Annotated in this window: 15 protein-coding genes; 1 reads left to right on the top strand and 14 read right to left on the bottom strand. The window is 47.3% G+C overall.

Features of this window, described 5'->3' with window-relative positions:
* Positions 1-43 precede the first annotated feature (43 nt).
* From ppdK to NV381_RS15605, 4 genes are all read right to left on the bottom strand, one after another.
* Positions 44-2731 carry a pyruvate, phosphate dikinase gene (gene ppdK / locus NV381_RS15620; RefSeq protein ID WP_258214212.1) on the bottom strand — a complete coding sequence of 896 codons (2688 nt, stop codon included), beginning with the start codon at positions 2729-2731 and terminating at the stop codon, positions 44-46.
* Complete coding sequence (locus NV381_RS15615) at positions 2724-2912, bottom strand: GapA-binding peptide SR1P (protein ID WP_258214211.1); 189 nt, start codon at positions 2910-2912, stop codon at positions 2724-2726. The genes ppdK and NV381_RS15615 overlap by 8 nt, the downstream gene beginning before the upstream one ends.
* The gene (gene gap, locus NV381_RS15610; protein WP_258214210.1) at positions 2909-3937 is read right to left on the bottom strand and encodes a type I glyceraldehyde-3-phosphate dehydrogenase; all 1029 of its coding nucleotides are present in this window, start codon (positions 3935-3937) and stop codon (positions 2909-2911) included. The genes NV381_RS15615 and gap overlap by 4 nt, the downstream gene beginning before the upstream one ends.
* A gap of 118 nt (positions 3938-4055) precedes the next feature.
* The gene (locus tag NV381_RS15605; protein ID WP_258214278.1) at positions 4056-4337 is read right to left on the bottom strand and encodes a hypothetical protein; all 282 of its coding nucleotides are present in this window, start codon (positions 4335-4337) and stop codon (positions 4056-4058) included.
* Between NV381_RS15605 and NV381_RS15600 the strand changes: the two genes are divergently transcribed.
* Complete coding sequence (locus tag NV381_RS15600) at positions 4224-4487, top strand: CHY zinc finger protein (RefSeq protein ID WP_258214273.1); 264 nt, start codon at positions 4224-4226, stop codon at positions 4485-4487. The genes NV381_RS15605 and NV381_RS15600 overlap by 114 nt on opposite strands.
* 100 nt (positions 4488-4587) lie before the next feature.
* On the opposite strand, the gene NV381_RS15595 is transcribed toward NV381_RS15600, so the two are convergent.
* The 10 genes from NV381_RS15595 to NV381_RS15550 all read right to left on the bottom strand — a co-directional run bounded on the left by NV381_RS15595 (position 4588) and on the right by NV381_RS15550 (position 15018).
* A complete protein-coding gene (locus NV381_RS15595; RefSeq protein ID WP_258214209.1) occupies positions 4588-6159 on the bottom strand; it encodes a helix-turn-helix domain-containing protein in 1572 nt (523 codons plus the stop codon).
* 223 nt (positions 6160-6382) lie between these two features.
* Entirely contained in the window at positions 6383-6961 is a 579-nt protein-coding gene (locus NV381_RS15590; protein ID WP_258214208.1) for a nitroreductase family protein, read from the bottom strand.
* Between the two features lie 56 nt (positions 6962-7017).
* Complete coding sequence (locus NV381_RS15585; protein WP_258214207.1) at positions 7018-8061, bottom strand: FecCD family ABC transporter permease; 1044 nt, start codon at positions 8059-8061, stop codon at positions 7018-7020.
* Positions 8058-9059 (bottom strand): FecCD family ABC transporter permease, encoded by a 1002-nt coding sequence (locus NV381_RS15580; protein ID WP_258214206.1) that lies wholly within the window; start codon positions 9057-9059, stop codon positions 8058-8060. Before NV381_RS15580 ends, NV381_RS15585 begins: the two co-directional genes overlap by 4 nt.
* A 30-nt stretch (positions 9060-9089) precedes the next feature.
* The gene (locus NV381_RS15575; protein ID WP_258214205.1) at positions 9090-10091 is read right to left on the bottom strand and encodes an ABC transporter substrate-binding protein; all 1002 of its coding nucleotides are present in this window, start codon (positions 10089-10091) and stop codon (positions 9090-9092) included.
* A 297-nt stretch (positions 10092-10388) separates the two neighbouring features.
* Positions 10389-11234 (bottom strand): ABC transporter permease, encoded by an 846-nt coding sequence (locus NV381_RS15570; RefSeq protein WP_258214204.1) that lies wholly within the window; start codon positions 11232-11234, stop codon positions 10389-10391.
* 3 nt (positions 11235-11237) lie between these two features.
* On the bottom strand, positions 11238-12014 hold the full coding sequence (locus tag NV381_RS15565; RefSeq protein WP_258214203.1) for an ABC transporter ATP-binding protein: 777 nt from the start codon (positions 12012-12014) through the stop codon (positions 11238-11240).
* A 4-nt stretch (positions 12015-12018) separates the two neighbouring features.
* Positions 12019-13077, bottom strand: coding sequence for an ABC transporter substrate-binding protein (locus NV381_RS15560; protein ID WP_258214202.1), 1059 nt, complete (start codon positions 13075-13077; stop codon positions 12019-12021).
* A gap of 136 nt (positions 13078-13213) precedes the next feature.
* Positions 13214-13708, bottom strand: coding sequence for a DinB family protein (locus NV381_RS15555; protein WP_258214201.1), 495 nt, complete (start codon positions 13706-13708; stop codon positions 13214-13216).
* A 164-nt stretch (positions 13709-13872) separates the two neighbouring features.
* Positions 13873-15018: a M20 family metallopeptidase gene (locus NV381_RS15550; RefSeq protein ID WP_258214200.1), complete on the bottom strand. Its 1146-nt coding sequence runs from the start codon at positions 15016-15018 to the stop codon at positions 13873-13875.
* Positions 15019-15025: the final 7 nt, after the last annotated feature.

Here is a 15025-nt window from a genome sequence, read left to right as displayed (position 1 = left end):
ACCAAATATTCAGGGTATATCCAAGAAAGCATTTTCATTTCATTCATTTAGCCAGTGCAACTTGAGGAACTACAGCTGCCGGAGCACCCAAACTTAGCCATGCTTGAGCTGCTGCAATTCTTGCTAACGGCACTCGAAATGGCGAACAGCTTACATAATCCAAACCAGCCTGCTGGCAAAAGAAGATGGATTCTTTGTCGCCACCATGCTCGCCGCAAATCCCCGTTTTCAATGCAGGCTTCGTATTTCGCCCCTCTTTCACAGCCCACTCGATAAGCTGCCCCACTCCTTCGGCATCAAGCACCTGAAATGGATTTTTCGGCAAAATCTTATGATCCACATAATGGGCAAGAAACTTGCCTTCTGCGTCGTCCCGGCTGTAGCCAAATGTCATCTGCGTCAAATCATTGGTGCCGAAGGAGAAGAAATCGGCATGCTTAGCAATAGCTGCTGCAGTTAGTGCAGCTCTCGGTACCTCAATCATCGTACCTACCTTATAATCCAGGCTCCGTGTTCCAAGCACAGCTTTGGCCGCTTGATCTACAAGCTCCCGCATACGCTGCAGCTCATTAGCATGACCGACAAGCGGAATCATAATCTCAGGGATTACGGTTATTCCTTTATTAAGGCACGCTAAGACTGCACGAAAAATAGCAGTCGCCTGCATCTCATAGATTTCCGGGAATACGATCCCAAGACGGCAGCCACGGGTTCCCAGCATCGGATTCATCTCCTGAAGATTCCGCACCTTTCTTATTAAAGCTTCGGTTTTCTTCCATTCATCCTCAGCTTCTGCCGCTGCATGACTACCAGCTCTCTGCCGTTCTTGTTGCAGCAGCAATTCCTCCAGCTTGGGCAAAAATTCATGCAGCGGCGGATCAAGCAGCCTGATCGTGACCGGCAATCCGTCCATGGCTTCGAAAATCCCCTCAAAATCACTTTGCTGCATAGGCAAAAGCTGGTCTAATGCTGCTTGGCGGCTCTCCGTGTTATCCGCAAGAATCATAGCCTGCACGACAGGCAGCCTGTGCGGCGACATAAACATATGCTCCGTGCGGCATAACCCGATCCCTTCGGCTCCGAATTCTCTTGCCTTGGCTGCATCCTCCGGCGTATCTGCATTCGTCCGCACCTTCATAGATCGGACCTCGTCCGCCCACTTCAATAGCTCCAGCAGCTCGCCGCTCATCTCCGGCTCCTTTAGTGCAACAACACCGGAGATTACCCGTCCTGTAGCGCCATCCAACGTAATCCAGTCTCCTTCATTGAATGTCCTTCCCCCCGCTGTAAACCGGCGCGCCTCCAAATCTATGTGAACCTCTTCACATCCACACACACAAGGCTTGCCCATTCCTCGGGCTACTACCGCCGCATGGCTGGTCATACCACCTCTGCTTGTGAGGACTCCTTCCGCCGCTATGACCCCATGAATATCTTCCGGAGTCGTCTCCATGCTTACCAGCACGGAATGTTTACCGGAACGGCTCCATTCCTCAGCGGTATCTGCATCGAATACAACCTGCCCCATGGCAGCTCCCGGTGAGGCGGGAAGGCCAGTAGCAACGACATCCAGATGCTCTCCATCTTCTATCGCCCTATGCAGCAGCTGATCCAAATGCTCCATCTCTATTCTTTGCAGAGCCTCTTCCTTGGAAATAATCCCTTCTCTTACCAATTCCACAGCCAGCTTAACGGCAGCCTGCGCCGTACGTTTTCCATTACGGGTTTGAAGAATGAACAGCTCCCCTTTTTCAACCGTAAATTCAATGTCCTGCATATCCTTATAATGACCTTCAAGTCTTGAAGCGATTAGGGATAGGCTGGTGTGAATCTTGGGCATTTCGGAATTAAGCTTCGCTATGGGAAGAGGTGTGCGCACACCTGCAACTACATCCTCCCCTTGGGCATTCGTTAAATATTCACCATAAAGCAAGTTTTCTCCAGTTGAAGGATTACGCGTGAACAGAACACCCGTACCGCTCTCTTCACCCATATTTCCAAAAACCATAGATTGAATATTAACCGCAGTACCCTGTTCGTCGGGAATCGAATATAGCTTACGATAAATAATAGCTCTTTGATTATTCCACGAACGGAACACCGCCTCTACCGCAAGCTGCAGCTGTGCATATACATCTTGTGGAAATTCCTTGTTAGCCTTCGAGCGGATTACAGCCTTATATTGGGTAATCAATTCCAGCCACGCTTCCGCCGGAACCTCTTTATCCGTGTGGATTCCATTCTTCTCCTTCAATTGATGAAGCAGTCTTTCAAAGTAAATTCCCTCTATGTCAAATACCACATTGGCGAACATCTGAATAAGCCTTCGGTAGCAATCATAAGCAAAACGTTCATTACCTGTATGCTGAGCTAACGCTTGAACCGTCACATCATTCAACCCAAGATTCAGTATCGTATCCATCATCCCTGGCATCGAACTCACAGAGCCAGAGCGGACCGATACAAGCAGCGGATCGCTGCTTCCTCCAAATTGCTGGCCTTTCCTTTGCTCCACCTGCTTTAAGGCTGCGCGTATTTCGTCGAACAATCCTTCCGGCAGCCTTCCCCCATTAGCATAATACTCCCGGCAAGCTTCCGTACTCACTGTAAAACCTGGAGGCACAGGCAATCCGATGTTCGTCATCTCCGCTAGATTGGCGCCCTTCCCCCCAAGAAGCTTTTTCATGCCGGCATGGCCTTCTTGAAAGTGAAGCACTCTTTTATTATTCATTGATAAGTTCCTCCTGATTGGTCTTCGCGCCAACGCCGGTGCAGCTGCTTCTCTTACAAACGCTATAGTAAGTAGTCACTTTTTCTGTATCTTGAGTCGCAATAACTTCCCCGCAATGCTTGCAAATAATGACTCCCAGCTCCAACTGCTGCTTGCTTACAATTAGATTCATTAGATTCATAAGATACCCGCTCCTTTAGCAATTTTGTTGGCCAGCATTGCTGCCACATCGATAACACGACAGGAATATGCCCACTCGTTGTCATACCATGCCAGCACCTTCATTTGATCTCTTGTTACCATCAAAGAAGGTCCATCAATAACAGCTGAATACTCACTCCCTATAAAGTCGGAAGAAACCAGAGGCGTATCCACCATGCCCACGTATTTACTCATTTCACCAGCTGCAGCCTTCTGCAATACTTGCATCGCCTCATCGTGTGTAACGATTCTGCCGAGCTGTACCGTTAAATCCACCAACGATACATCAGGGGTTGGCACCCGAATAGAAATACCTTGAATAATGGGGGCCAAGTGTGGCAGCACATCCGTTAAAGCTTTCCCCACACCCGTCGAGGTGGGAATTATCGATTGTGTACAAGCTCTCGCTCTACGCAAATCTTTGTGCGGGTTATCCATATGATTCTGATCGCTTGTAAAAGAATGGACGGTTGTCATCCAGCCGCTCTTCACAGCAAAGGCTTTGTCCAATATATGCAGAAGCGGTGCTACACAATTGGTAGTACATGAAGCGGCTGATACAATCCGGTGCTGATCAGGATTGTATCTGCTGTCGTTGACCCCCATCACCACAGTTAAGTCCGCTTGCTTCGAAGGGGCTGTAATAATCACTCTTTCGGCACCTGCCGCCAAATGCTTTCCCGCTCCCTCGCGATCTGTGAACTTCCCTGTTGCATCGATGGCGATATCAACGCCCAGCTTCCTCCATGGAATGAATGAGGGATCTCTTTCATTCACCATATCAATGACATTTTCATTAATGTACAGCTTTCCATGCTTAACCGTTATATTGGCATCCCAACAGCCATGTATGGTGTCATATTTCAATAAATGTGCCACCGTTTCAACCGGGTATGAACAGTTGATTGCTGAGATGGCAATACCGCTTCGTTCATCTGATAATGCCTTTCTAACAAGCAACCTACCGATTCTCCCCATCCCGCTAATGCCAATTTTGCTGTTCAAATTATCACAACCACCTTTTAAAAATCATGATATATAATACATACCATATAATTATTTATGATGCAATAATTAATTTGAACCTTTGTTAATATGACATACTTTATTTTATTTTTAACACTTATGCGTTATCTTCTCTAGCTATGCCGCTTTTCAGCATGTTATAATCTGATCGAAGCGTATTCGGTGAAGCTTCAAGCCAACCTTGAAATTTCGGAGGAACGACATTTTGCACAAAGTTATGGGAGCCATCGACAGTCAAACCAGGTGTTCGCATTATCATAGTGAATTGGACATAATAGCCATTAAATTCAAGTGCTGTGACACCTACTACGGATGCTATTTTTGCCATGAGGAAACGGTTAACCATGAGGCTGTTGTATGGCCCAAGCTGGAATGGCATACCAAAGCTATCCTATGCGGACATTGTCAAACGGAGTTATCTATACATCAATATTTGAATAGCGGCTATGCATGCCCTTCATGCAAAAGCCCATTCAACCCCGGCTGCAGCAACCACAACCATTTATATTTTGAGTCAGCGTCTGAATAGCAAAAAAAACAGCGAAGACTTCCCCTGCTACTAGCCATTAGCAGCATGGGGAGCTTCGCTGTTTGCGATCGCTTTATTTCAAACTCCGTGAAGTTCTGGCCTAAGCCTTCCACTTCAGCAATTCATCAATGATTTGATGCTGGCCTATAGGCGTCCAGCTCATCCCAACCCAATTCGGAACTTCCCGGGTTTGATTGTTCCTAACGGCTTTCATCCCACTCCATGAGGTTGTTTTCTGAACCTCCGCAAATAGTTCAACCTCCTCCGCCAGAGGAAGATGCTTATACATGTACAAAAAATCCGTTTCAAAGGGCGGCAAACTCCCTAAAGCAAACTGCCTGTTCCGTTCGCCGAGAGGGACACAGCTGCCCGGCCTTAAACCCAGCTCATTGTATAACAGCTCGTTAAGAGGATGATCCACTAATCCCTGTACCCTGATTATTGTACTGTACAGGCGAATGAAGGACACCGTCTCCTCTCCTATAGTTTGAGCCAAGATGTTGCGGGCATATTTCACCTTCAGCTCCAGCTGGCTGAAGTTTTGCTCCGCTTCCTTCTCCCTTCCGACCAATTCGGCAATCTTCATATGGTTAACACGCCAATCATAGGAAAAATCCAAAATAACAGTAGGCGCGATTTGTTTTAATTGCTCCTGAAAGGGCAGATGTCTGTAATCTGCGATAATTAGATCGGGATGCGCTTGACGCATCTCATCGAGTTGAGCCTCCATGAACCGTTTATTTTGCTCATCTGTGCAATTTCTGTATGTATAACGGTTCATTTCAACAAGCGGCTCGATGCCTAAGGAGCGCAAGTTATTCTCATAACGGAAGCAGGAAGCGACAGCCACCTTCAGCTCCCTCCTTTTGACATATACGGTTGGAGAAATCCCGACAGTACGTTTGAACATTCGGCTAAAGTAGAACTCGTTGCCGAAGCCAACTGAATCCGAAATTTCCTTGATCGAGCAATCCGGCTGCTGCAGAAGCTGCTTCGAAGATTCGATTCGAACATGATTTAAATATTCAACCGGCGATACGCCCATTGCTTTCTTGAAGCTCCTCGAGTAGGAAGTCGGAGTTAGTCCCGCTATGTCCGATAAAGCGTCCAGTTTAATTTTATTAGTAAAATGTTTATGCATATAGCTGATGCTTTGATCTATTCCCTTGCTCTCCTCCTCTAGTTCATCCTGCTCCGGCAAATCCTGCAGCACCAAATAAATAAGGCTTTGGAATAGCATCTGCAGCTCAGAAGGACTTTTGGACCGAGCTTTACTTTCCTCATGCAGCTGCTTCACACGGTCGAGCTTTTGCTTCGCATTTTTCAGTTGAATTTTGCCATAGGGGAGTAGAGAGGTCTGTTCAGCATGGGTGCTCCATGAGCCTTTATGTTTGGAAATAGTCACACTGCTCAAGACCAGCATGTAATATTCGGCCATGTCCGAATCCAACAGCACTTCGACAGCCATTTGGGGAGTAAGAAAAAACGCTTGATTAGGAGTAATTTGCAGAACTTGATCATCTATACGCAGCATCCCTTTACCTTGGGTCACTATACACAGGACATCGCCAGGAATCTTTTGCAAACGTAAAGTGCTGTTTTTTTTATAACGGCGTTTATGAATTGAAGAAAGGAGTACAAGGGGATATCTTTTGGGGGTACCTGGCAGCATATACAGCCTCACCTTCCTGTCCAAGATCTCTTGGTGGAAACACAGCAATAAGTGTCCGTCTGCTCTCGTCTATGGAAAGCAAACCGGACACCTGAAGACGGTATTTTTCACCCATGCCAACTATGATAATTATTATCAATTAGTATAGCTGGTTTCCGGGCATATAGGAAGGATTATATTAGAGAATTCTCATCGCTGCTTTGAGTGGAGCCAGGAACTTGGGCTACTTCGAATCAATGATGGTCAGCAGCTCCTCAGCTGGCTTGCGCGGCTGTACCGGAGGCACAGATGCCGGATAACCAATATGCAGGATACCGACTATTTTCTCACCTGGCTGTATACCAACCGACTGATGAAACTTGGGAGCATAATTGTAATTATTTGTTTTCCATACAACTCCGAGACCCTGCTCCCATGCGGCTAGCTGAAAATTCTGAATCAAAGCGCATACCGCCCCGTAATCTTCATCCCATTGCTTCTGACGCGGGTCCTCCTTCATAATCACGACCAAATGCGCTGGCACCTTCATAAAGTAATCCCATTTATGCTGTCCGTACTTCACCTTATCTTCAGCGGAATAGGTCTGGATCATCGCATCAGCGAAGGCTACTCTTCCCTCTCCCTTATACAGTATAAATCTCCAAGGCTGCCTGTTGCCATGATTTGGTGCCCACACCGCTACATTCAGCAGCTCCTGCAGCAGTTCAGTCGAGACCGGATCGTTATTGAATGCTCTAATGCTTCTTCTCTCTTTGATCAAATCTACAATGGATCCAGCATATTTCATTTCTAATAAACTCATAATTGTCCCTCCCTAGTAGTTTTGCTTTAGCAAAATTTGCTTCGCAAGCGACTGTGTTATCTTGAATTTCGTTTGGTGTACAGCAAATAAATGAAGAATGGCGCGCCGACGGCCGACGTGAACACACCGACTGGAACATCCAGTGGAAGGAAGAACGTCCGTCCTGCAAGATCCGCAAATGTCACAACAATCGCGCCCAATAAGGCGGACACCGGGAGTACGCTGTCGAAGCTTGCTCCAACCAGCTTGCGCGCCATATGAGGCGCGATTAATCCAACAAACCCAATGCCTCCTGCAACTGAAACTGCCGAGCCCGCTAGAGCTACGCTGACCAACAGCAGCAACAGACGGTTAAATTCGACCCGGCTTCCCGCGCTAGCCGCGATATAATCACCGAGCTGGCCAATATTGACATGACGAGCCAATATAAATGCGATCGGAATGAGGATAAGGGTCCAAGGCAAGACGGTCAGCACATTTTCCCAGTTGGAGGCGTAGATCGACCCTGTCAGCCATAAATAAGCTTGACCGGCATCGTTCTTCGGGCTAAAGACGATCATCATCGTTGTTGCAGCGGACATGAGGGACGACATCCCGATCCCAACTAGGATGAGGCGAATGGGCGTTACTCCTTTTTTCCAGGCAAGCAAATACAAGAGAATGGCGACAATCCCGGCTCCGAGCATTGCGGAGACAGGCAGCAAGCGAACATTTACCACACCCGATAAGTAAGTAATAAACGATACTGCGGCGACTGAAGCGCCTCCCGTAACCCCCATAATATCCGGTGATGCCATAGGATTGCGGACAATGCCTTGCATGATCGCTCCTGCTGCAGCCAGAGAAACGCCAACAAGGATGCCGACTATTATACGTGGCAGGCGAAGCTTTTGAATGACCATCGTATAATCGTCTGCCCCCACTCCCAGCAAGCTGCGGACGACATCCAGTGGTGAAATGTACATCTCTCCGATGCCAATACTAATAACAGCAATAGCTATGCAGGCAACAAGCAGTACAAACGATATAAGCATTGTTTTCTTATGAATTAGAAATGAAAGCTCTCCGCGTTTGAACCGAAAGGGAATATGCTGCTTCATGATTTGACCAGCCCCCTCCGCGCAATATAAATAAAGAACGGAGCCCCGATAATCGCTGTCATAACACCAACCGGCATTTCCTCGGGAATCATAATAAATCTCGCGCCTATATCAGCAAGAATCAACAGAATAGCTCCGAGAACCGCACAGTACGGAATAACCCAGCGATGATCGATTCCAACAATAAACCGTGATATATGCGGGATGACGATACCGATAAAACCAATCGGACCTGCCACGGAGACTGAGCCTCCTGCCAGTACAATAACAATGATTCCTGCCGCTACTTTAACGAAGATCGTCTTCTGTCCCAAACCTTTCGCAGCATCCTCACCCATCATAAGAAGGTTCATATCTCTTGAAATCAACCATGCAGCTGCCCAAGCCAAAGCCATATAAGGTAATACGGCTAGCAAATTGTCAGGCGAACGGCCTGCGATCGTACCGGTCAGCCAGAACAATACGGTGTTCAAGCCTTGTTTGTTCAATACCAAAATTCCCTGCGTAAAGGATGAAAACAGTGCGGTCATCGCTGCTCCTGCCAATACGATCTTCAGCGGAGTTAATCCGTCTCTCCCAAGCGAGCCCAGAATATATACAATTACCGCTGCTGCCGCAGCACCTAGGAATGCAACCCACATTAGCACCTGCATGGAAGAAACAGACAAGGCTGTTGCCGCTACAACAACCAGGAAGGTGGCCCCCGCATTGACCCCAAGCACGCTAGGCGAAGCAAGCGGATTACGAGTCAAGGTTTGCATAAGTGCGCCAGCGATCGCAAGGCTCGCTCCAATAGCTGCCGCAATACAAGCACGTGGCACTCGTGTTGTTCGAATAATAATCTGTTCGCTGATCGCTTCATCGTAATGGAAGACCGAAATCCAAGCCGTATGTAGATCATAATTAGCGGCTCCGAATAAGATGCTTGAGATCATGCATAGGACCAGCAGCAGAATACCGGCCAGCAGCCCTGCTGCTTTCCCTAGATTCGTTTTCATAAAATTAAGCTCATTCCCTCGTAATGCGTCCTATTTGATTTCAAAATATTTGTACAAATCATCCAGCAGCGCCTTAGCGGCAAGAGAGCCGCCAGACAAATTCCAGGTAATCGCATCAACCTTGAAATATTTCCCGTTCTTCGCGCCTTTCAAATTTTTCCAGAGCGGGTGGGAGGTCCATTCGTTCTGGGTTTTCTCTGTAGACAGGTCACTCGCGCTCAACTGGGTAACATCGAAGATATAATCCCCATCCAATTGTGCCATCTGCTCTTTGGAGGTGATAGAAAGGTACGTCTTCCCTTCCACAATTTGCGATTTGGGCCGTCCCAAACCAAGTTCCTTAAAGATACTTCCGGCAAACCCCGTACTATAAGCACGTGCGCTGCCATCCTTCTCAAAACGAATGATCGAGACTTCCGTTTTCGCTAAACGGTCTCCCGCCTTTTGTTTAAATTCGGCAACTCGTTTATCCCAATCGCCAATAATTCTTGCGGCTTCATCATCTTTGTACATCGCTTCCGCACTAATTTTTAGATTGTTCTTCCAATCGAACAGCTCTTCCATAATAATAGTCGGTGCGATGCTGGAGAGCTGCGGATATATCTTCTCATGGCGCGACTTCTGTCCGATGATCAAATCAGGCTTCAACGCTATAATGGCCTCTACATTGGGCTGAATTTCATCTCCAAGATTTTTGACCCCTTCCATATTGGCACGCAGATACTGATACCACGGTCTTTGATCCCAGGACTCCACGGCCCCAACCGGCTTAACTCCCAGATTGATGATGATATCGTTCATACCGTTGAAGAGCACCACGACACGTTCCGGCTTTTTCTTCAAAACCGTTGTGCCCATAGCATGCTTGATTGTTCTTTCGGCGGCATCAGATTTGCCTTGGTCCTTCGATGCAGCAGGATCAGCGGATGCAGCCTTTCCACCAGTACTTGAAACCCCACTCGGCGACACGGCTCCACAAGCGGTAACGGCCAACGAGAGTATAACAATTATGATCATTTTTAAAGCCTTCATTCATTTCTTCCTCCTTGTACAGCTAAGCAAACATCAATCGTTGAGAATTATTATCAATTATAAAAGGTCAATACCCCATTGTACATGTCGGATTATATCCGTTTCGTACACTTAATTTATCTGTCCCCAACAAAATATCCCCACAAAGTGGGGTCTTTCTTCGAAGTTGATTCAGATACTTTGCGGGGAGCCCCAAAACATATAAATTCTGGCGTGCAAAAAAAGGCCATCAAAAGCATGGCCCCGTTAGCCATACTCTTAATAGCCTTCAAAACTAACTATCATGTAGGGACTACCTTATTTCCATGGCAGAAGCTTTCGCTCAAGCCACTGCAGCCCACGGTTAAAAAGAAGCCCTAATAAAGACAAAATCAGAACACCAACCATTAGCTTTGTCGTAATCATCAAATTCCCGTAATGAAGAATCATCGAACCGACACCTTTTTGGGCTGCAATCATCTCTGCCGCTACCAGCAGCAGCAGGGAAGTTCCAGCCGCAAGCTTAAGACCGGCAAAAATCATCGGCAAAGCTCCGGGAAGAATAACCTTCCGAATAACATTCAAATGGCTGGAGCCGAACGTAACTGCCGCTTTAATCCAAATAGGATCGACATTCTTGACTCCCGAGAACGTATTTATTACAACCGGGAAAAATACACCCAATGCAATCATAGTGAATTTAGGGGTTTCCCCGATACCAAGCCAAAGAATAATCAAAGGCAGCAAAGCGATTTTGGGAATCGGATAAATCGAATACACGACAGGAGAAAGTATAGCGTCCACCCAACGCGAAAATCCTAAAACGAGCCCGAAAATAATACCGCAACCAGCACCTATGGCATAACCAATGGCAATCCGGTATAAGCTAGCCAGTATGTTTTCGTGCAGCTCGCCACTTGACAGCATATCCCACCCGGCTGCCAATATTAGGGAAGGCGCCGGCAAAAACAACGGCGGGACTATTTCCAGGCGACAGACCAGCTCCCACAGAATTAAGATTCCGACAATCCCTATAATAGAAGCATAACCCGGAATCTTTTGCTCCAGGAAGGACACGCGGTTACGGATAACATGGCGCTGCTCTCGTCCTTGCGCTGAGGCTTGGGCGGGATTCGCGGCGGCTTCTCTTGATGTTTGATTCATTGCTTATCCCTCCTTCAGCGCTTCTTGTGCATCATGCCGGATTAGCTGCCAGATTTCATCGGCATAACGTTCAAAAGCAGCACGATGCTGCTCTTGATCCCTTCCCATCCTTGGCAAATCAATCTGAATCACTTCTTTGATTTGTCCTGGATGACGGGAAAGCACAATAACCCGATCAGCCAAATAGACGGCCTCCTGAATATTGTGAGTGACATATAATGTACTTAATCGGGTGCGATTCCAAATGGAAAGCAGCTCCTCTTGCATCAGCGTTCGTGTCTGAGCATCTAGAGCGGAGAATGGCTCATCCATCAGCAGCAAATCAGGTTCAACGGCAAGAGCCCTCGCAATGCCTGCACGTTGGCGCATTCCTCCCGATAGCTGTTTCGGATAAGCCGATTCAAAGCCGGTAAGACCCACCAGATCAATGAAGTTCTGACCTTTTTCCCGCTGCTCCTGCTTGCTTGCCCCCTGCTCTTCCAGACCGAATACAACATTTTCATAAACCGTACGCCAAGGAAACAGCGCAATCTCCTGAAAGACAATTCCTAGCCGGGGTTCCTTTTGAGAGGTCATCCCTTCAAAGTACACCTCACCGCTGGATGGGGATAATAGACCACCCACGATGTTCAGAAGTGTAGACTTCCCACAGCCGCTGGGACCGACCAATACAACAAACTCCTGCTCTTCGATTGTAAAGTTGATGTTTTGAAGCGCAGTAACTTCACGTTTCTTCGTGTCAACGAACCGCTTTTCCACGTTGTTTACGACGATTCTCATGATATTATTTCCCCAGCTTCTGTAAGGCTTCATCCAATAAGCTGGTATTAACAATCCCCGCAGGATCAATTGCTTTGTCAATCAGCTTCTCTTTAGCATACCAATCCGCTTGTGTCTTGATATCAGTTGCCAAGAGCTTGCCGTCTCTATCCATGTAAGGAAGCCCCTGCTTCACATTTTCTTCAGGCTGGTCTGTATATTTGGCAACAATTTTGACAACCTCATCATAGTTGGCGCCAGGTACGATTTTGCCATCCTTTTGAACAAGCACCGCGTCATAGTAATAACGTGTAGCCTTAGCATAAGCCTTCAAAAAGCGTACCGCTGCATCTTTATTGCCTGCAAGCTTAGGCGAGAAGAACAATCCGGATGTTTGGTATTCAATTTCATCCCCTACTTGTGCTACAACCTTGCCATATCCCTCTTTCACCACAGCGGTGATATTCGGTTCATTAAGCATAACCGCATCAACCTGCTTGCTTTTGAGAGATTCCATCAATCCTTTAATGCTGTTCAAAGGCACCAGCTCAACATCTTTAAGTGTCAAGCCATGCTTCTCGAGAAGTCTTCCTACCATATAATGGTAAGTAGATCCAGTCTGAGTAATCCCGATTTTCTTCCCTTTCAATTCATTTATAGCTTTAATAGCCGAATCCTTGGGAACCATTAAGGCCGTGGACGAATAACCCTTTTGCTCTCTTCCTTTATCAGCCACGATAACAAGCTTTTGACCTCCGGCTACCATGTTGTATAAGCTGGCAGTAATTCCGGTAGCGCCTACATCTACACTCCCGCCTGCCGTAGCCACTGCAATAGGCTGTGCCGCGTCAAACCATTTAGGCTTAGCCTCAATATTCTCTTCCTTGAAAAAACCTTTTTCAATCCCAATAAATAAAGGGGCCGAGCTAGCTAGCTTGAGCATGCCGATGTCCACCGAAAGCGCTTCAGCTTTTGCCGGTGCTGCTGCTTTCTCTGGTGCTGCGGCTTCTTTTTTTCCACAGCCGGCCAGAGCGGTGGTTACCAAAAGTACCGCGGTTAATGCGAGAAGTGATGCTTTTTTCATTTTCTGTGTACCCTCCAGTTTTTCATTGTTGAATTAAATCCTATAAGGATTCGACAACGCCATTAGGTTTTCCTGCGAAAATTCTTATTTTTATTGAACATTGTTTAAATATTTAATCTTAAATAAATCTTCTGAATTAATGCTTCCATTTCAATAGATTTACATTTTCTCCCTGAAAAATTCTGGTCATATACATGATCTGTCCTGTATGATAACTATAGTGTACCGTTACGTGATACAGCAGCTCCATCAATTGTCGGTTGGAGGACGCTATCCCCGCATCAGGAGGATAATAGACGGTTACTTCACGGTAAAGATCTTCCTCCGAAAGTGTGCCCAGAACCTCCCGCGACTTCTCTCTCACTGCATTCAAATGCGCTGAGAGCTCCTTGCACGTGTATCCGCCTTCTGCCAAAAACTCAGCTGAACGCTCCCGAATATACGGATAGCCACCTATACTGTTTACAATATTGTGATATTCGTTCCCTGCCAGATGAAGGCATAAGTTGCCTACGCTGTTCGTTCCTTCCCGCAGCTTTTTCCACAAAACCTCATCGGAAATGCGGGTTAACGCAAGTTGAATTTTCTCAAGTTCTTTGTCAAGCAAGTTCAAGGTCATTGGTATGAACAATTGTATTTCCTCCCTAGCAGCCTATGTTTTCGTTCAATAGTACTCAATAGTACAATAAGTTCAGCGCTACTGAAAACTTATACCTGCTGATAGTATGAAAATAGACCGCCCCTACTTAAGGATTCGGTCTAACTTCATATTGCCATGTCCATTACTAGCCTTCCCTATATAGCTTCAATCAAACGCGCCAATAACGCAGTGCGCAAAGGAATCTCATCGATTCGCACATACTCGCGTGGAGAATGCGCGAAGTCCCCGCGCGCGCCTAGACCATCGAGCGTCGGAGTACCCGCAGCCGCTGTGAAGTTGCCATCGCTAACTCCACCGGTCGCCGTCTCCTCCAAAGCGAGGCCGAATTCAGCCTTCGCCAGCTCCCGAGCGAGGCTGTACAGCGATGCAATAGCATCGGTACGCTCCATCGGAGGGCGCATCATGCCGCCGGTAACCGTCAGCTCAGCGCCTGACAGAGACGGAGTCAGCGAGGCGAACTCCGCTTCGATCCGCTCCGCTTCATCCAAAGTAGCGATGCGCACATCGATCTCTGCTTCTGCATGATCCGGTACGACATTGCTGCCGATACCTCCATGCACAAGGCCAACATTAACTGTTGTCCCGATATTGTAATCGGTCAGCTTGTGCATGAGCTGAATTTGGTGAGCTAGCTCTTGAATCGCTGATATCCCTTTCTCCGGATTTACACCCGCATGAGCGGATACCCCTTTTACTGTCAGCTTATACCGGCCGCTTCCTTTGCGGGCTGTCTTGAGCGCACCGCTCGGCTCCATAGGAGGCTCCAGAACAAAGGCTCCAGCAGATTGCATAGCAGCCGATTCAATAAATTCCCGAGAAGTTGGGCTGCCGATTTCTTCGTCGCTATTGATTAACAGTACGATCCGTTTATCCTCTGGCAAACGCCCTGTATCCTGCAACGCCTTAATCGCAAAAATAGCTTGCAGCAGCCCTGCTTTCATATCATAAACACCGGGACCGTAGGCTGCTCCGTCCTCGATTCGAAACGGACGTCGCTGTGCTTCACCACTGGGCCAAACCGTGTCGTAATGACCTACGAGAAGAATTTGTTTGGCTCCGCTTCCTGCAACACATAGAAGTCGATCTCCCGCAATTGCATGCGGGATCCGTTCAACCCGACCACCGATCAATCGGCTAAACTGAGCCGCATACCAATCAGCAGTCAGATCGCATTGAGCTTTATTTCGGGAAGGAGAGTCCATATTTACGCTTTCCTCCAGCAGCTGAAGCAGCTCTGGAAGATAAGATTCGATTTGTTTCAGAAGTGATGTTTGTGACATGATGTAA

The organism is Paenibacillus radicis (ex Xue et al. 2023) (genome assembly GCF_024722015.1).
In the GTDB taxonomy this organism is placed as follows: domain Bacteria; phylum Bacillota; class Bacilli; order Paenibacillales; family NBRC-103111; genus Paenibacillus_S.
This window is presented reverse-complemented; position numbering and strand designations above follow the sequence as displayed.